Source organism: Mesorhizobium sp. M2A.F.Ca.ET.046.03.2.1, from assembly GCF_003952425.1.
Taxonomy (GTDB): Bacteria; Pseudomonadota; Alphaproteobacteria; order Rhizobiales; family Rhizobiaceae; genus Mesorhizobium.
This window is the reverse complement of record NZ_CP034449.1, coordinates 1,301,884-1,318,319: the sequence shown is the minus strand read 5'-3', so window position 1 is coordinate 1,318,319 and position 16,436 is coordinate 1,301,884. Positions and strand designations below refer to the sequence as shown.

The window sequence follows — 16,436 nt, the reverse complement described above, 5'->3', positions numbered from 1 at the left end:
AAGATGTCACTTCTTGCCGCTGACGTCCGGTTCCCCAACGACCGCGACGCTATGGCGGCGCGCCCTGCCGATTTACCTCCCGACCGGCAGGGCGCCTTTTTTGAGACGCCGGATCGTGAACTCGCTTCTTCGAGTTAATACGCTGGGAGCAGCAATATGGATTATGTCGAACCTAGTCTAGATGACGTCCATCACATACATTAACTATGACAACCCTGCAATTTTCCATGTCTGAGGCACTGGAGCGCCGGCTACGCAGGTCGTGCGCGGCAGTGTTCTTGCACACTTGTCAATATCCTACCGCTGCCGCGTGATGTTAGCGTGAGCCGATGCCGGAAGGTCGAGAAAGCTGCTGAACGGCAAACATGCAGACTGTCTTCGAGAGATTTTTGGAACGGCTTTCAGAAAGTGTCGACGAGACGGATCTCCGCGACGCCCTGAACGATGTCGCATCAGGACTCGATCTGCTCGCTTTTGCTTACCTTTCCTTGCCACCCCGGTCTGATGACAAACCCACGCTGATCTCGAATTATCCGGCGCCCTGGACAGAACGCTATCTTGAGAACCGGTATCAGATCGTCGACCCGGTCATTGTGCGTGCACGCCGTGGCGGATGCCCGTTTCGTTGGGGATCCGATCTGAGCGGCGAGGAGCCTGCAGCGGCTCAGGTTTTCGAAGAAGCGGCGCAGTTTGGCATCTGCTGCGGCATGACGATCCCGATTATTGACCGCCGAGGAAATTTTGCAGCGATAACGTTTGCCGCTGACAAGCCCGACGCCGTATTTTTCCGCGCCGCAGCACGCCACGAAGAAGGTCTCCCGTATATAGCGACCTGTTTTCATATGTTCGTTCGCCGCAAACTGTCCGCCGATCGAATGATCGAGGGTGTCTTGCTAACGCCGCGGGAATATGAGTGCCTACAGTGGGCAGCACAAGGCAAGTCCGATTGGGAGATCGGCTGCATCCTGGGGATCACACAGCGCACCGCCGCCTTTCATCTGGGCAACGCTCGCCGGAAGCTTGGGGTGACGACCACCCGGCAGGCAATTGGGCGCCTGGCCCGTTCGGGTTTCGGTTTCACTGACGAGTTAGCTTCATGTGCGCGGCGGCGTTGAAACGTCGCCTGTGGCGCTTGAGTGCATCAATGCCCTTTGTGCTGCCTGGCCCTGATTAAACGTCGTTCTTCGGGGCATCCACCGATCGCCTGCCGGACCTTCACATCGCGAGATCGCTGAAATGCTGGGGAAGTCGAGTGCAAGCCGACTGGACGGATACTGGCGATCACCTCCGCCACCGCATCCGGCGCATCTCTCCGGCCGTGCGCTCAGGAACGGTGACTGTCGTGAGTTACTTGCCGGAAAACGTGACAGTTCCAGCCGTGCGTCAGCCGCCGAATAGTTCCTTGTAGCCGGTCGTTACCATCCAGTTCGCCCGGTCGATATGGCTGCGAACAGCCTTGCGCGCGCGCACCGGTTCAAGGACGGGGTCGATGCCGAGAATGAGTTCCGCCATTTCCTCTACGCTGGCATCGTCGGCGCAGGCGTCGAGGATGCGCAGGTAAATAGTGGAATGCTGCCTGTCGTAGCTCGTGATGCTGTCTGACCATGGGACCTGATCGAGCAGTGCCGAGCTTTCGGTCCCATCTGTTCCCGTTGATCGATTCATCTCTGCCGCCGAACCTCGGATGTTGATAGCTGGATTCAAGACAGCATATCCCAAAATGGGATAATCCGGAACCGGGATTAGTGGCTGAGCCGGTCTTTACCTCACCGGTTCGCCTACATGCCCAAAACACTTCGATCTGCCCGCCACCAGCGGTTTCTGGCCCGGTTGATATCGCTGCGCAAGGCCAAAGGCATGACACAGGCTCAGGTGGCCGAGAAGCTTGGCCGGCCGCAATCCTTCGTGGCCAAGTATGAGGGTGGAGAGCGGCGTCTCGATATCATTGAGTTTCTCGACGTAACTGTGGTGCTTGAGGCGGATCCTTGCGAGATTCTGTTGAGCCTACGGTCATAGCTAGCGTCGGTGCCTTCGCCGCGCAACGGCTGCCGGCGAATGAGCCGCTTTTCTAAGGCAAAGCTCAGGGGTCTCAGCCATTCGGCTCCCTGCCTCGTCAGAGCCGCGCAGCTCTTCTATGTTGGGCGTTTCCCGGCGGCGCAGGCTGGCGGCACTCCCCTCTAGGCCCGCCGCGGCATCCCGGATAGAGCATTACCTTGGCCTTGTTCCTGGTGAGCGGTCGACCGGAGAGACAGTCAGACGGGGCGGCATTACCAAGGCAGGGAATGGCCGCGTTCGTCATATGCTTGTTGAGAGCGCATGGACCTATACGCATGCGCCGAAGGTCGGCGCGAAGAAGCGGTATCGACGGAAGCAGGCGCCGCCAGGGGTGAGAGAGATCGCATGGAAGGCGCAGGCCCGACTGACGGCCCGCTATCGAATGTTGAGCGCACGAGGCAAGAAGACGACAGTGGTCTGCACGGCTATAGCCCGCGAACTGGTCGGCTTCATATGGGCTTTTGCCAGGGAGGAGCACGCAACCTGATCTAGTCACTGCAGGCGACACACATCCTTTGCTCATGGGCGGGGCGGGACCACGGCAGGGGAATGCCCGTCAGACGCTTTGTGGCCGGCAGATCGACCGACCGACGCCCGCGGTAAGATAAGAACAGCCCCGGACGCACAATCGGGAATGCGGAAACCAATCCGCGCATCAGAGCTTGATCACCGACGTCCTTCAGTTCAGCCTCCACCCATGCGCGATCATCAGAATGAACAACCGACCTCTCGATCGGCCGGACCCCCGCGTTCTGAGCCAAGAGTCAGTTGCTCGCTACTTCCGCCAACGTCCGCTACTGTCGTTCGGCCGATCTCATGATGGTCTACGGCTGCGGCGCCGATCCGCTTAAGCTGAAGCCCGATGCAAGCCGACGGTGAAGATCACGCTGCTCGAGCTCAAAGCCGGGCCTGAGAACAGCGCTCTGATGTCAGCTCTTGCTATCGCGCGAGACAATGCGCGCCGGCTGGCCACTCTAGGGAAAAACGCAATTACTCTGACGGCTGAGTTCGACCCATGAGGCCGATGCCCTAGCCAAAGCCATCATGGAAATGGTCGACCGGCTGACCGATGATCGCCGGTCTAAGCTCAGAACACGTGACGATCTGGCGCCGCTGCCAGGAACGTAGCCGAACTGACGTGCGAGCCAAAAGCCATCGCCGGGCGCATGCTGATGCAGCGGCCATCTGCGAGGCGGTGACGCGGCCCTCCATGCGCTTTGTACCGGTGCGATCGGTCGAGAGCCAGGCTGCGCTCATGCGCCAAAAGGTGCGCGAACTTTTGGTGGCACAGCGTACACAAATGCTCAATGCCCTGCGCAGCCATCTGGTCGAGATCGGGATCATCGCCGCGCAGGGACCGAACAATGTTCGTGCTCTGGCGGTTCTCATCATGGAAAGCAACGACATGATCCCGGCGATCGTACGCTCGGCGCTGTTGCCTGTCGTGCGTCGGCTGAACGAACTCGATCAATGAGATCGGACAAAGCGATCAGGCCATTCTGGCTCTCGCCAGAGCCGATGAGACCCGCGCCGTCTGATGAGCGTTCCCGGCATCAGTCCCGCGACCGCCTCTGCGCTTGTCGCAAGTATCCAGGATATCTCCGCCCTTCTCGGGCTCGCGTGAGTTCGCGGCCTTCCTTGGGCTAACGCCCCGGCAAAGTTCATCAGGCGGAAAGGAGCGGCCGGGGCGAGTATCCAAGATGGGAAACCGATATCTGCGCAAGCTGCTCGTTGTCGGCGCTCACGCGGTCCTCTTCTTCCAACGCAAACGTCGTTCTTCTGGCGACGCACATAGGCCTTCACATACGCTGGCGGCAACGGCCGCACGTCACGGCCAAAACTTGCCAGTTCGCGAGCCCAATGATGATCCGAGCCGCATGCTTCGATGCCGATATGCACGACGGTAGACGCTCGAAGAATGCCAGCACATCTTTGCGCCGCAGCGCACGAGACATGACGACACGGACGAGTTGCTGCCGGTTGCCTACTTCCATGTGGTGTTCACGCGGCCGGCCGAGGTCGCCGCGATCGCTTTCCAGAACAAGGCGATGGTTCTACACGATCCTGTTCAAAGCGGCCGCCGAGAGGCTACGCACAATCGCCGCCGGTCCCAGGCATCTCGAGCTGGCTGCGCCTGCGGTTTTAGCCGCGAGCTGGAAAGAAGCGGAGATCCGAGGACAAGGAATGGGGCACTGCTTATTGCCTGGTGTTATCAAGGCCCTGCCAGCAACCTTCGCTGCTCGTCCCTCGATCGTATTCCTGAAGTCTGTCGATCACGCGAGCAAGCTGCATCGGGCAAACACATGGCAGTGGCCGGTAGGGCATTCAGCTGCTGGCGAGCCGCCGGTCAAGGTACGATATGGTCTGGAGACAGGGGAGCTCCGGCTCGGCGGACTTTCTATGCGAGACGACCAATGGTCGGCGATGTTTTGCTGACGCCGCGCATTGGCTGCCCGCAAACCACGGACAGTGCGGCGTGGCAAGTTCTGCCTGGAGCAATCGCCTGCCGCCGCGACAGGCGGAGCCTGGCCGCGCTCCATCTCCATGCCGCTCGCAAACAGCTGCCGTGGGCACCACCCAAAGGAGCGATTGCTCGCCTCGAAAGTCGTTTTTGCGTTCGACTGAACAGTCGGCTTAACCTGTACAACTATACAGGCTGCCATGGCGTGAAACTTGGCCTCCAATGGCGGAAATTTCCCCTTAGGAGACCTGCCATGACTGAGTTAATAGCGCCGGCGCTACGACAAGTTGCCCACAATGAGCGTGCAATCCACCGCCACGCCACTGCGCCTTCAAGGAACGTATGGAACGCCACGCAGGAGCCGATCACCGCTATCAAACCGACTCCCTTGGCGTGCTCCGGCTGCCCTGGCTGTCGCTGCGCGGGTTCGACCGTCTGCTCGCTGTTTGCGGGCGTCTTCTGCCCTCGTAAGTGCCGATGGTACACGCTTCGACGAAATGCCTCCATCGAGGTATGGTGCCTTCGCCGACGGCGCTTTGCCAAGCGGCATGATGTTTCGACCTCCCTGGGGGCGGGCACGGGAGCACAGTCGTGCGTACAGTTCTCGTGACAGGCCCGGCTGATTGGTGCGATGAAAGATCATACGATTACACCTCAGGTCTGACGCCGCGCGAATGGGCTTGGGAGTTCTTGCGCCGCAATCCAGCATTTCGGCGTGAAGTGACCGCTGCAAGCCAGCAGACTAAAACTTTGTCCTACCACCCCTTTCTCGAGGTGGTCGCGTCGGCCGGCGACCTGTCGCGCTGGGGTGTCCTGTTTCGCCGAGGCTTATGGGCGAAATTCGCTCGTATTCTGGTCTCCAATCTGGTGCGTCCATGTGCTGCCGGTCATCGCAGAACAGCTGTCAGCATCGTGGGCGACATTGCCGTTCGATCTCTCGGCATTGCCATGTGCTGCGACGGTGGTGCTGTCGCCCGACAAAAGCCAGCATGTTCTTCTTCGCCATGTGGAGCATACGCTCCAGCTCGCCGTCTCTGGCGCGGACATCTTGCACTCTGTTTGCCTCCGTACCGAGGCGATCTGGCCAGCAAGGCTTTCGAAGCCCCGCCTGAGGGCGCTCGAGTGCCTCAATGCTCTAAGTCTGGGTCAACACCTGCCCGCCCGCTTGTTTCCGACGGAAAGACGCGGTCCCCGTTTGACCTTCGTTCTTCGTGCGCTCGACGGTTCACTTGCTGGAGCGTCACATCGCGAGCTCGCCGAAGCGCTGGTTGGTGAACTGCGCGTCCATGCCGACTGGAGGGATCCTCGCAACCATCTGCGCGACCGCATTCGCCGCGCCGTCTCTCGCGGCCGCTGGCTCATGAACGGAGGGTACAGAGATTTCCTCCTTTAAAAAGTGAGAGTCCGCCCTGCGTCACCGGCGAATCGTTCGGAGCTAGAACCGTCACCACCGATTGGCCTGGTCGACATGGCAGCCAACGGGCCTTCGGGGGCGCTCTGTTTGGGTTGTGTGCGTCAAGTTCTGCAAAAAGGGGCGGCCATGCTGCTGGTCATGCGGCTTGGCGTAGAGCGAGCTTCTTGTGCTCGCGCAGGTCGTCCATGTTGATGTAGCGGTTGGCCTCCATCCAGTTCTCGTTGGTCTCGACAGCCAGCGCCCTGACGAGGGGCAGGCAGCTTTCGGCGTTGGGGAAGATGCGTACGACATAGGTGCGCCGGCGGATTTACTCGTTGAGGCGCTCCAGCTTGTTGGTTGACTTGAGATGCTTGTGGTGCTGACGCGGCAGTCGGAAGCAAGTCAGCGTGCTGTCGATGCTCTCTTCCACCCCAGGCCATCAGCCGCGGATAGCGCGCCGACCATTTGGCCAGCCACGCGGCGGGATCGGCGAGATCGCGCCGGTCATAGAGCCAGCGCAACTCCTGCAGGCAGTCATCGGCGTGCTTGCGCGGCAGATGGTCGAGCGCATTCCTGACAGTCCCTTCCTGAGGAAGTGCACGTAGCAGCGCTGCCAGGCCGCTTCCTGGATCACCTCGCCGATCGCCGCGACCAGGCCGGCATGGTCGTCGGAGACGACCAGCTCGACGCCCCTCAGGCCGCCCGCCTTCATGCCGACGAGGAAGTCCTTCCAGGCCAAACGGCTCTCGCGATTGGCCATCTCCACAGCCAGGAGCTGGCGCCGCCCGTCCCAGTCGATGCCGACGCGCAATCAGCACCGCCTGGCTCGTGACGATGCCGGCTTCACGCACCTTCTCGCAGCGAGGGTCGAGGATGAGATAGGCAAGGGGCTCTTGCAGCGGCCGCTTGGCAAAGGCCTTCAGGCTCTCGTACAGCCGCTTGTCGATGGCCGAGATCGACGAGGCCGAGAAGACATGGCCGCACAAGTCCTCGGTGATCGCCTTGACCTTGCGGGTCAATACGCCCTGCACGTCATTTCCGCAAGGGTGGCCACCAAGGCGCGTTCGGAACGCTGGTTAGCGCTCAAACAGCTCGGTGGAGAAGCGCCCTTGCCGGTCCTGCGGAACCCGCAGCTCACAGATTATCGAAATCGGACATGAATCCTGGCGCTTCAAGAACCGCGGCTGATCACCACATCGTCCAAGACGATCCGCGCTCGCTGGGCTTCGCAACCCGGACCAGCTCCGCCCAGCCAGCGCTGAGCGCGACGCGCTGCAGCCAATTTTTGCCGGAGATATTCGCTGCGGGCAAGCAAGAGAGGCACCTTCTCAAAGCAAAACTGGTTTATTACCGGTGTAGCACCGCCAAGGTGCTCTACTGGCCGCATTTGCAGGGCGCGATTGACGGGTATCAGGAATCCTTTGATTGGGCCGAGGTAGGCCAGGGAGGGATACCCGCACATCGCTTCGCCGCAGGCGCCTGCGCCGCGTCGGCTTACGCAGGCGCCGGCATCGATTGCCGATGAGGTCGTCATTCGTCGCTTCAATGATGCCGATGGGTGCGGCCATGCTTGTTATGGACGTGCATGGACGATCTCTACATAAGGGCAGACTGCGGCATCAACCGCCTCTCGCCGAAACCACAACCTCCTTTTTCTCGGCAGTACGCTCCACGCTCAGTCCGACCGGGATCAAGCATAACAACGGCAGCCTGCTCGCCATGTTTGCTGCCAACGCACCACGGGAACGGCGAAGATCATCAAGGTCGATGGTATGGAACAGCCCCTTCGAAACGGCATCGTAGGCGCGTACCTGGTCGTGCTGAACACCACAAGAGAAGGAAACGATCTACGGAACAGATTGCCACCGTCGGCCTGGATCCGGGCGCTCACGTCAATTCACCGGAGGCCAAGGGTGCCTCTTTGCGGGATCGGAATGCTCCCATCCTGCTGCGCGAAGATTACACTCGAAGCAGGTCCCGCAACCGAAACCCCAGCCATGTCGATGCTCGCGGTCTCCGCTATAACAGGCGTGACTTTCTTCGCAGATGAGCTTCACCAGCGGCTCGCCACCCAGCCAATCCGCCAGCGCCCAGGTCTGCGCCTTGTCCAGCCGCATGAGGGGTGTGTGAATGACGAAACGCGTCTCCATTCCAAGGTTCAGGGGAAGTTGCATCGCTTTAACTGCGTCATCTCGACAATCCGGGTAGCCGAAATGATATCTCGGACACGCCGATCACGAGGTGTTTTGGCGCCGATCCGGTAAGCTATCGCGGCCGCAAAGCTGAGGAACAGAAGGTTGCGGCCAGGCACGAAGGTATTTGCTAGACCGTTCGCGTTCACTGCGAACTCGGCGTCGCGCGTGAGCGCGGTATCACTGATTTGGCCGAGCACGGTCATGTCAATCATGTGGTCCTCGCCTAGTCGTCCACCCCAGGCCGGAAAGTCTTTTCGAATGCGCCCGAGCAGGTATGGCCGCACATCGAGCTCGATCCGGTGCTGCTGCCCATAGGCGAAGCCGATTGTCTCGACGCGCTCGAAGTTCTCCAGCGCCCAGGTTGTCGAATCCTGCCCGCCGGAGAATAGGACGAGTGCGGTTCCCGAATCTCGTTGCATCAGGTCAACCCTCGTATTCAACCCAGCACAGCGGCGTCTCATAGACCGTTACCGAGCACATCTGGCCAATAAGCGGCTTGGTTTGGTTCCAGATCCAGACTACAATGTTTTCCGCGCTCGGATTTTCGAGACCCACAATCTCATTCAGATACTGATGGTCGAGACGTTGCAGAAGCGGTCCGAACACAGCCTCAACATCGAAGAAATCGATGACAAAGCCCTTGTCTGTCGGCAGCCCGCCCGGCATTTCGTCCTTCAGCTTGAAGAGTGTAGAAAATTTCCTTGACCGCATATGACATTGCTTAAGCGGCCTTGGAGCGAGCAAGGGAACATTTCTGCCGGCTTACGAGACGCGGCAAAAGGTGGGAAATGTACCGCCGCATGCTTTGCAGCTCGTTCCACCGTCGGGGCCCGATGCGGAAAACCAACACGTCCGAACTCCACGCGGGATCAGGTTTCGGCGGGTGGAAGCGGTGGGGAAGGATCTCTGGTTCCTCGAAGCCTATCACCACAAGAAATGCCGCTATCACGTCGCTCATGGTGATGACCCCTTGACGAGGACCAGGCGTGAGAATCCTGGCGTCTCCTCGAAAGCCTGCCTCACAGCACGGAAGAACTCGCTCATCAGCCGCAAGCCGCGCTCCAGAATGAGGCGGTCGAGCGCTGAGTATGTAGTGTGCGGCATGGCGCCGAGAAAATCCGCGATGTGCTCATCGGTGATCTGAAGGACTTCATCGATGGTCTTGCCGACGATGAACTCGGCAAGCGGCGAGGAAGCGGTTATGTCCGAGCCGCGGCCGAAGGTCTGGAACGTTGCGGCGAAGATCGTTTGCGTCTTACGGTCGAAAGCCATCGTCAATTTGAGCCCATCGCCATAGGCGACTGCGCCGACATTGCCGGCCGCTTTGGGGATGTCCAAAGCGCCGACATTGTTGGGGTTGATAAAATAGACCTTGTCACTGATGAGGTAGACGTTGTCGGTATCATCCCGCACGGCGCCGATCCTTGTCGTTCTGACGCCTAGCCGAAGGACTTGCCGCAGGCGCATTTGTCCCGCGCATTGGGATTGTCGAAGACAAAGCCCGAGGACTCCAGGTTCGTCACGAAGTCAACGGTCATGCCGGCGAGATGCGGCTGGGAGCTTGAGTCGATGAACACCTTGACCCCGTTCGCCTCCATGATGGCATCCCCCTCGCGAGAGACGCTTTCCAGGCCCATCTGGTATTTGAGGCCGGCGCAGCCGCCCGCCTCGACCATTATGCGAAAGCCTTCTGCCGGTTCGTCTGCGCGGGAAAGCGCGGCCTTGACGGCGGCGACGGCGTTTTCAGTGAGCGTGATCATGGACAATCTTCTTGCTTATGCGTTCGCAAGCCACGCTGCACAGAACGTGCCAGATAGGAAATTGGATTAAAAACAACGGGGTTGCTGATTTGGCCCCTTGTCTCACATCCAACAATTTGTCGGATGTCCGACTGAGTGAAACCTTGCGTACAAAAAGCGGCATCGGACAGATCGCCAATGTCGTCGCCTGAGCCAGCCTGCGTTTTCGATCATATGAATGTGAACCGGATGGGAACATTTCAGTCGTGCTGCGCTCCAAAAGCCGCCATCGTCACCACACAGTGCGGTGCGAACATCGGGTTGATAGCCGCTTCGATTGCGCCTTCTCGAAGCAGGCGCAGTCTGCGTCACCTGGTGGGTGCCGAACACCACTCGCGTGCTCGGACCGTGGCCTGCAGCGCGGCCGTCACCTCGCGAGGCCGACTGAGGCATTATAGGTACCGTGAAGCCAGGAGGTGGGCCAACGGTCGCCTAGGGAACAGCGTCGCTCGATCTGACGCGGTGGAGCTCTGTTCGCAAGCTCGTTGGCGCTGACGTCGGCATGACGGCTTGCGATCTTCTGTTACACGAAATCAAGGATGGCGGATTAGGTGCACCATGCAGCTTAAAACGTCGCCTGGTGAAAGGTGGCGCCGATCGCCTACCTTTTGGCCAAGCGTTTCGCCAGCTTGCCGACTTACAAGCGCCTCGCCAATCTCGTTGCGTTCTTGTTTAGACGTTGCAACAGATCCTTCAAAGAAATTCATGGAATCTTTGCGGCCGCAAATCCATGTCAGTGGTAGTGTCACCACAACTTTGAGTGGCGGCAGAAATCTGGTGTCCTTTTATTGTCCGCCGCCGAACAGCAGTTGCGAAGGGCGCGAAATGACAAAACCAGCAGGACCAGGGTTCGATTGTTAGGCGTTGTGCTTACCAATGTTGATGCTTGTCGATCGCCTAATGACAGCAGCACACCTTGATCGCCTTCGGATCCTGGGCCTTTGCGCGCATGCCGACCTGACTGTCTTCGAGCTAGCGGAAATTCTCGATCTTCGTCGGAGCGCGTTGCACGACATGTCCGGCTGCTGGCCAGAGCCGAATTTCTTTGCGGCAACGGACAACGTCCTTGGTCCTCATATCATCTCAATGCAGGGGGCAAGGACGGAGCGTTGGTTCAATTCTTGGTCGTTCTCCTCCCCCACGACGATGGCTGTCATAAGCTGGACCTGGAGCGGCTCGAGGCGGTTCAAGACGTGTTGTCCAACGGGACTGCTGCTTGATCGTGGAATAGTAGAACCAACTGGAGCGCAACTATCATGGACAACTCCGCCGACGGCGCCATCGCGCGGCCCGATACCAACAGACGGGCTAGCCTGGCCGCGGTCGATTGCCGCGTTCACGAACTGCTTCTAAGACAGGAGCGCCAGGAGCGGACAACCCTCAAACTTATCGCCTCCGAGAACTTTGCCTCCTCAGCGGTGCTGGAAGCGACCGGGTCGATTTTCACCAACAAGTATGCCGAGGGATACCCCGGTGCGCGCTACTACGCCGGAAACGAGATCGTCGATGAGCTTGAAAACGTCGCTATCGAGCGCTTGAAGGCGCTATTCGGCTGTGAACACGCGAACGTCCAGCCATATTCCGGCTCCCCGGCCAATCAGGCTATCTATCGCGCGCTTTTGAGCCCCGGTGACAAAGTCATGGGCTTGCCTTTACCCGAAGGCGGCCATCTGACGCACGGTTGGGCGGTCAACTTCTACGGCACCGATTATCAGCGAGTCCCGTACAGGCTGCACGAAAAGACGCAGCAAATTGACTATGACCAATTGCGCGAGACAGCCAAGCGGGAACGCCCGAAGCTAATTTGGGTCGGCGGAACTGCTTATCCACGTATTTTTGACTACGCGGCAATGGCCGAAATCGCTGCGGAGGCGAACGCCTATCTTGTGGCCGACATTGCGCACATCAGCGGCCTTATTGTCGCCGGAGCGCATCCGAATCCCGTGGCCCATTGCGACGTCGTCACCAGCACGTCTCGTAAGTCAATCCGTGGGCCCCGTCGAGGCTTTATTCTGTCGAAGAAGGAAGATCGCTATCTACGGTCAGCAGATCGTCAACAACGCCATGGCTCTGGCCCAGGCGCTTCTGGAGCGAGGTTATGAACTCGTCACCGGGGGCACTGACAATCACATGCTGATCGTTGATCTTCGGAACCGGCCGCTGTCAGGCAAAGCGTATTCCGATCGCCTGGCAAGGGCAGGCATCATTACGAACTGCAATATGGTGCCGGGCGACCGGCGGCATCCGGCGCTCACAAGCGGCATTCGCTTAGGGACACCAGCGGTGACGTCCATGGGCATGCGCGAGACGGAGATGGCGCAAATCGCCGATTTCATCGACTCGGTCTGCCGCCAGCCCGATGACCAGGAGGTTCATGCGAGCGTACGAAGAAAGGTTGCAAACTTCTGCACTGCGTTCGAGGTCCCCGGCATCACCGACCGATAAGCCACCCCAGTCCATAAACTCCTCAGCTAACCCCAACACTTGAAGCGAGGCATACATGACCAGGCAGTTCGTGTTCTCTTCCGAATCCGTCGGCGCGGGACACCCCGACAAGAACATCTCAGATGCCATCCTCGATGCCATTCTCCGGACCGACCCGAAGGCGCGCGTCGCCTGTGAAACGTTGGTGAAGACAGGGATGGTCGTTTTGGCTGGCGAGATCACCACCCATGCCCAGATCGATTACAGCCAGGTTGCCCGCGATACGATACTCGATATTGGCTATGACGACGATGCCATAGGCTTTGACGGTCGACGTTGCGCCGTCGTTCTGGCTCTCACCGAGCAGTCGCCCGACATTAGCCAGGGAGTTGACGAAGGACGAGGGCAGGATCTCGAGCAGGGGGCAGGGGATCAGGGCCTCATGTTTGGATTCGCATGCAACGAGACGGAAACATTGATGCCATTGCCGATCCAACTCGCTCACCGTTTGACGAAAAGACAGGCAGAGGTCCGAAAAACGGGACAGCTTGGCTGGCTGCGTCCGGATGTGAAATCTCAAGTGTCCGTACGCTACGAGGGTCTCCGCCCGGTGGCGCTGGATACCATAGTCCTGTCGACGCAGCATGACGAGGCAGTCTCCCAAGAAACAGTCCGCGAAGGTGTCATTGAGGAGATCATTAAGCCGCTCTTGCCGCCCTACTTGGATACGACGGGGATCAGATTTCTGGTCAACCCAACAGGGCGGTTCGTGATCGGCGGGCCTGCCGGCGACTGCGGCCTCACGGGACGCAAGATCATCGTCGATTCCTACGGTGGAACGGGGCGTCACGGCGGCGGCGCCTTTTCGGGCAAGGACCCATCCAAGGTTGACCGCTCGGCCGCCTATGCGGCGCGGTACGTCGCAAAGAATATCGTTGCCAGCGGCCTTGCAGAGGTCTGCGAGGTTCAGCTTGCTTACGCGATCGGCGTGGCCAGTCCGGTATCTGTCATGGTCAACACATTCGGAACCGCAAGGATTGAGGAAAAAAAGATCGAGCGCCTTATTCTTGAGCTTTTCGATCTCCGACCGAAAGGCATCATCAAGATGCTTGATCTCTTACGCCCGATATACCGCAAGACCGCGACATACGGGCACTTCGGCCGTGAAGAGCCCGAGTTCACCTGGGAAAAGACGGACAGAGCCGACGAATTGCTGCGTGAAGCAGGACCGGCGGCTGCGTGAGGGCCGTTTCAAGCGAATGCGGCAATCCATTTCAACTCGCTATACCCGGGCCCGGCCGGCATGCCAGATAGCCGGGTGGGTTCTGGGCGGAGATTTTGATGCCGGAATATGACGTGCTTTGCATCGGCAATGCCATTGTCGACATCATCGCGCAATGCGACGAGGCTTTTCTCGAGACCAACGGCATCATCAAGGGCGCGATGAACCTTATCGACGCCAGGCGCGCCGAACTGCTCTACAGCCGCATGGGGCCGGCGATCGAGGCTTCCGGCGGCAGCGCCGGCAACACCGCCGCCGGCGTCGCCAGCCTCGGCGGACGGGCCGCCTTCTTCGGCAAGGTGTCGAATGACGCGCTGGGCGAGATCTATACGCACGACATCCAGGCCCAGGGCGTGGCCTTCGACACCAGGCCGCTTACAGGCCAGCCGCCCACGGCGCGCTCGATGATCTTCGTGACGCCCGACGGCGAGCGTTCGATGAACACCTATCTCGGCGCCTGCGTCGAGCTTGGCCCGGAGGATGTCGAGGCAGACAAGGCCGCCGGCGCCAGGGTGACCTATTTCGAGGGGTATCTATGGGATCCGCCGCGCGCCAAGGAGGCCATCCGCCAGACTGCAAGACTGGCGCATGCGGCCGGCCGCGAGGTGTCGATGACGCTGTCGGATTCCTTCTGCGTCGACCGCTACCGCGACGAGTTCCTCGAGCTGATGCGCTCAGGCACCGTGGACATCGTCTTTGCCAACAGCCACGAGATCAAGTCGCTCTACCAGACCGCTTCCTTCGAGGAGGCGCTCGACGCCATCCGCAAGGATTGCAAAATAGCTGCCGTCACCCGTTCCGAGAAAGGCTCGGTCATCGTGCGCGGCGACGAGACCGTCATCATCGAGGCGACGAAGATCAAGGAACTGGTCGATACGACCGGCGCCGGCGATTACTATGCCGCCGGCTTCCTTTACGGCTACACGACCGGGCGCAGCCTCAAGGATTGCGGCGACCTCGGCTCGCTGGCCGCCGGGCTGGTGATCCAGCAGATCGGTCCTCGCCCGCGCCAGAGTTTGCGTCAGGAAGCCGAGCAAGCCGGGTCGATCTAGCCGGGCGGTTCAACGACGGGCTGCCCGTCTCCCCTCCTGCGGACCGTGCGGAGCGGTGCGCTTTAATCGAAATGTCGGATGCGCATCCCCGTGAGAAGCAGCCGCGGGGGCATGCCACGATGGAAAAGGGTGAGTATCGCCCTCCAGTGCGAACCTTCTGCCGTGCGATATGGGGAAGCGTTCGGATCAGTAGCTCGACCCGTTGCATATCTTGCTCACCCGCGATGGTCGACCTCGTGTGTCAACAGGTCGGCCGTGCGATACAGCGGGTAAGCGGCCGACTCGTGAATTGAAATGAACGTATCGCCCGATTGAGATTATCTTGCCGGGAGCGCAGTGCGCTGTTCAAGCCACTCGGACGATCATGAGCAAACATAAGCACCGTCGTGAGCCAAGCCGGCATCGCTATGACGATGACACGGTTTCTTTTGCGGAACGGTCTTCCGAGCCAAGCTATTTCTGCGTTCGCCACCGTAACCACACCAGCTGTCGACGCCGACGTGATCTTGTTCAGCACCGGCGAGGGTTTTGGCTTTGTCAAATTGCCCGAGGGCATAGAGACACATCCGCGTGCTGCAGGCGGCCGGGAAGCCCGGTGTTTCCGAAGAAACGCGTCTCAAGGCCACACTGGGAGAAGGTCCAAGAGGTCACCGTCTCTCAAGTGCTGGAGGTCGGTAATCAGACCGCGAAACTCAGCTACGTACGCGTAGCGCTGGAGAGCCCGCCGCCGGACGAGTGCCCAATTGGAGAGCGAGGGCACGGTAAAGTGGTACAATCCGCAAAAAGGGCTTCGGCTTCCTTGCTCCTGAAAACCGTGAGAAGGATATCTTCGTTCATGCCACCGGGCTGACCCGCTCAGGACTGAGCACGCTGATGGAGGGTCAGAAGGTGTTTGTCCAATGCGGGCAGGGCAAGAAAGGCCCGGAGGGTCGGAGCATCCGCTCGCTAGACCCATGCGTTGGTCGAAGACCGAAATCGCGTCTTAGACAAAGAAAAAGCCCGCTGCCGGGAGGAGGTGGCAGCGGGCTCGATTTCGAATGAGACACGGGAGGAGGTGCGCCCCATTCAGCGTCGGCACCACATCTGGGAGGAGTAGATGGCCGACAACATGATCATACCGATAGCCGCCGATATTGCAATGCACAAATCATCTCTCGCAGGTGCGAAATCATGCCGCATCGGCTTGGTCGATCGTTAAAAGTGCAGTCAGGCTGCGCCATTCTTGCGGGCACGCTTGGCAGGTGCCGACGTTTCCGGTTCCTTCGGCTTGCGGCCCAGACCCATGGTCTTGGCCAATGCCGAGCGGGCCGCAGCGTAGTTTGGCGCCACCATGGGATAGTCCGCCGGCAGCCCCCATTTCGCGCGATATTCGTCGGGCGTAAGGCCATGGTGGGTAGCCAGGTGACGCTTAAGCGACTTGAACTTCTTACCGTCCTCAAGGCTGACAATGTAATCGGGTGTAACCGATTTTCTGATCGGTACGGCAGGGTTGAGAGGTTCCGACTTTTCTGGTGCTGCACCACCGGCAGTGGCTTTCAATGCGATGTGGATCAGGCCGATAAGCCCAGGCAGTTCACTGACGGGAACAGGATTGTTCGAAACATAGGCTGAGATGACATGGGCGGTGAGTTCGATAAGGTTATCAGCTGTCTCAGTTTCTTCGGTCATGAAAACGCTCCTGCGGACTTAGACTAGGCGTGGGGAATCAATTCATAGCTTAATAGTGACGGCCGCCTTTGATGGCAACCAAGCCATTGCACGATCTGTTCGCGGAT

Annotated in this window: 14 protein-coding genes and 7 pseudogenes; 13 read left to right on the top strand and 8 right to left on the bottom strand. The window is 59.6% G+C overall.

Annotated features, from left to right (window positions below):
* Positions 1–365: 365 nt before the first annotated feature.
* Entirely contained in the window at positions 366–1,115 is a 750-nt protein-coding gene (locus tag EJ072_RS06370) for a LuxR family transcriptional regulator (protein ID WP_126078996.1), read from the top strand.
* A gap of 268 nt (positions 1,116–1,383) precedes the next feature.
* Here the strand turns inward: EJ072_RS06370 and EJ072_RS06365 are convergent, their stop codons facing one another.
* Positions 1,384–1,665 carry a DUF2285 domain-containing protein gene (locus tag EJ072_RS06365; RefSeq protein ID WP_066993458.1) on the bottom strand — a complete coding sequence of 94 codons (282 nt, stop codon included), beginning with the start codon at positions 1,663–1,665 and terminating at the stop codon, positions 1,384–1,386.
* Between the two features lie 117 nt (positions 1,666–1,782).
* On the opposite strand from EJ072_RS06365, the gene EJ072_RS06360 reads away from it, so the two are divergent.
* From EJ072_RS06360 to EJ072_RS36600, 5 genes and pseudogenes are all read left to right on the top strand, one after another.
* The gene (locus tag EJ072_RS06360) at positions 1,783–2,016 is read left to right on the top strand and encodes a helix-turn-helix transcriptional regulator (protein WP_126078995.1); all 234 of its coding nucleotides are present in this window, start codon (positions 1,783–1,785) and stop codon (positions 2,014–2,016) included.
* 181 nt (positions 2,017–2,197) lie between these two features.
* Positions 2,198–2,542: pseudogene (locus tag EJ072_RS06355) on the top strand (transposase); the annotation flags it as partial.
* Between the two features lie 582 nt (positions 2,543–3,124).
* Positions 3,125–3,529, top strand: a complete 405-nt coding sequence (locus tag EJ072_RS36605; protein WP_245467218.1) for a hypothetical protein — start codon at positions 3,125–3,127, stop codon at positions 3,527–3,529.
* A 63-nt stretch (positions 3,530–3,592) separates the two neighbouring features.
* Entirely contained in the window at positions 3,593–3,679 is an 87-nt protein-coding gene (locus EJ072_RS37490) for a hypothetical protein (protein ID WP_292278680.1), read from the top strand.
* A pseudogene (locus tag EJ072_RS36600) lies at positions 3,651–3,764 on the top strand (transposase); the annotation flags it as partial. The gene EJ072_RS37490 and the pseudogene EJ072_RS36600, both read left to right, overlap by 29 nt.
* A 61-nt stretch (positions 3,765–3,825) precedes the next feature.
* Here EJ072_RS36600 and EJ072_RS36595 read toward each other — a convergent pair.
* Positions 3,826–4,016: pseudogene (locus tag EJ072_RS36595) on the bottom strand (IS110 family transposase); the annotation flags it as partial.
* Between the two features lie 3 nt (positions 4,017–4,019).
* On the opposite strand from EJ072_RS36595, the pseudogene EJ072_RS36590 reads away from it, so the two are divergent.
* Both EJ072_RS36590 and EJ072_RS06335 read left to right on the top strand, forming a co-directional pair.
* Positions 4,020–4,200 (top strand): annotated as a pseudogene (locus EJ072_RS36590) (IS91 family transposase); the annotation flags it as partial.
* Between the two features lie 1,193 nt (positions 4,201–5,393).
* Complete coding sequence (locus tag EJ072_RS06335) at positions 5,394–5,909, top strand: DUF2285 domain-containing protein (protein WP_189343230.1); 516 nt, start codon at positions 5,394–5,396, stop codon at positions 5,907–5,909.
* A 157-nt stretch (positions 5,910–6,066) separates the two neighbouring features.
* On the opposite strand, the pseudogene EJ072_RS06330 reads toward EJ072_RS06335, so the two are convergent.
* Positions 6,067–7,144, bottom strand: a pseudogene (locus EJ072_RS06330) (IS256 family transposase); the annotation flags it as partial.
* On the opposite strand from EJ072_RS06330, the gene EJ072_RS06325 reads away from it, so the two are divergent.
* A complete protein-coding gene (locus EJ072_RS06325) occupies positions 7,066–7,434 on the top strand; it encodes a hypothetical protein (protein WP_126078993.1) in 369 nt (122 codons plus the stop codon). The pseudogene EJ072_RS06330 and the gene EJ072_RS06325 sit on opposite strands and share 79 nt — an antisense overlap.
* Before the next feature lie 367 nt (positions 7,435–7,801).
* Here EJ072_RS06325 and queC read toward each other — a convergent pair.
* From queC to EJ072_RS06295, 4 genes and pseudogenes are all read right to left on the bottom strand, one after another.
* Positions 7,802–8,523: pseudogene (gene queC / locus EJ072_RS06320) on the bottom strand (7-cyano-7-deazaguanine synthase QueC).
* A 4-nt stretch (positions 8,524–8,527) separates the two neighbouring features.
* Positions 8,528–8,770, bottom strand: coding sequence for a 6-carboxytetrahydropterin synthase (locus EJ072_RS06315; protein WP_126078992.1), 243 nt, complete (start codon positions 8,768–8,770; stop codon positions 8,528–8,530).
* Positions 8,771–9,058: 288 nt separating this feature from the next.
* Positions 9,059–9,517, bottom strand: coding sequence for an iron-sulfur cluster assembly scaffold protein (locus EJ072_RS06300; protein WP_126078990.1), 459 nt, complete (start codon positions 9,515–9,517; stop codon positions 9,059–9,061).
* Between the two features lie 26 nt (positions 9,518–9,543).
* Positions 9,544–9,864 carry an iron-sulfur cluster assembly accessory protein gene (locus EJ072_RS06295; RefSeq protein ID WP_126078989.1) on the bottom strand — a complete coding sequence of 107 codons (321 nt, stop codon included), beginning with the start codon at positions 9,862–9,864 and terminating at the stop codon, positions 9,544–9,546.
* A 1,295-nt stretch (positions 9,865–11,159) separates the two neighbouring features.
* On the opposite strand from EJ072_RS06295, the pseudogene EJ072_RS06285 reads away from it, so the two are divergent.
* From EJ072_RS06285 to EJ072_RS36585, 4 genes and pseudogenes are all read left to right on the top strand, one after another.
* A pseudogene (locus EJ072_RS06285) lies at positions 11,160–12,348 on the top strand (aminotransferase class I/II-fold pyridoxal phosphate-dependent enzyme).
* 55 nt (positions 12,349–12,403) lie between these two features.
* Entirely contained in the window at positions 12,404–13,570 is a 1,167-nt protein-coding gene (gene metK / locus EJ072_RS06280; RefSeq protein ID WP_126078988.1) for a methionine adenosyltransferase, read from the top strand.
* A 98-nt stretch (positions 13,571–13,668) separates the two neighbouring features.
* Complete coding sequence (locus tag EJ072_RS06275; RefSeq protein ID WP_126078987.1) at positions 13,669–14,661, top strand: adenosine kinase; 993 nt, start codon at positions 13,669–13,671, stop codon at positions 14,659–14,661.
* Positions 14,662–15,435: 774 nt separating this feature from the next.
* Positions 15,436–15,702: a cold shock domain-containing protein gene (locus EJ072_RS36585; RefSeq protein ID WP_348639285.1), complete on the top strand. Its 267-nt coding sequence runs from the start codon at positions 15,436–15,438 to the stop codon at positions 15,700–15,702.
* Between the two features lie 165 nt (positions 15,703–15,867).
* Here the strand turns inward: EJ072_RS36585 and EJ072_RS06265 are convergent, their stop codons facing one another.
* On the bottom strand, positions 15,868–16,329 hold the full coding sequence (locus EJ072_RS06265) for a MucR family transcriptional regulator (protein ID WP_095811547.1): 462 nt from the start codon (positions 16,327–16,329) through the stop codon (positions 15,868–15,870).
* Positions 16,330–16,436 lie beyond the last annotated feature (107 nt).

What these genes read in the sequence shown, in the direction of transcription:
- EJ072_RS06370 (WP_126078996.1), top strand. Translation starts at nt 366, where the DNA reads ATGCAGACTGTCTTCGAGAGATTTTTGGAACGGCTTTCAGAAAGTGTC.
- EJ072_RS06365 (WP_066993458.1), bottom strand. Translation starts at nt 1,665, where the DNA reads ATGAATCGATCAACGGGAACAGATGGGACCGAAAGCTCGGCACTGCTC.
- EJ072_RS06360 (WP_126078995.1), top strand. Translation starts at nt 1,783, where the DNA reads ATGCCCAAAACACTTCGATCTGCCCGCCACCAGCGGTTTCTGGCCCGG.
- EJ072_RS36605 (WP_245467218.1), top strand. Translation starts at nt 3,125, where the DNA reads ATGATCGCCGGTCTAAGCTCAGAACACGTGACGATCTGGCGCCGCTGC.
- EJ072_RS37490 (WP_292278680.1), top strand. Translation starts at nt 3,593, where the DNA reads ATGAGCGTTCCCGGCATCAGTCCCGCGACCGCCTCTGCGCTTGTCGCA.
- EJ072_RS06325 (WP_126078993.1), top strand. Translation starts at nt 7,066, where the DNA reads ATGAATCCTGGCGCTTCAAGAACCGCGGCTGATCACCACATCGTCCAA.
- EJ072_RS06315 (WP_126078992.1), bottom strand. Translation starts at nt 8,770, where the DNA reads ATGCCGGGCGGGCTGCCGACAGACAAGGGCTTTGTCATCGATTTCTTC.
- EJ072_RS06295 (WP_126078989.1), bottom strand. Translation starts at nt 9,864, where the DNA reads ATGATCACGCTCACTGAAAACGCCGTCGCCGCCGTCAAGGCCGCGCTT.
- metK (WP_126078988.1), top strand. Translation starts at nt 12,404, where the DNA reads ATGACCAGGCAGTTCGTGTTCTCTTCCGAATCCGTCGGCGCGGGACAC.
- EJ072_RS06275 (WP_126078987.1), top strand. Translation starts at nt 13,669, where the DNA reads ATGCCGGAATATGACGTGCTTTGCATCGGCAATGCCATTGTCGACATC.
- EJ072_RS06265 (WP_095811547.1), bottom strand. Translation starts at nt 16,329, where the DNA reads ATGACCGAAGAAACTGAGACAGCTGATAACCTTATCGAACTCACCGCC.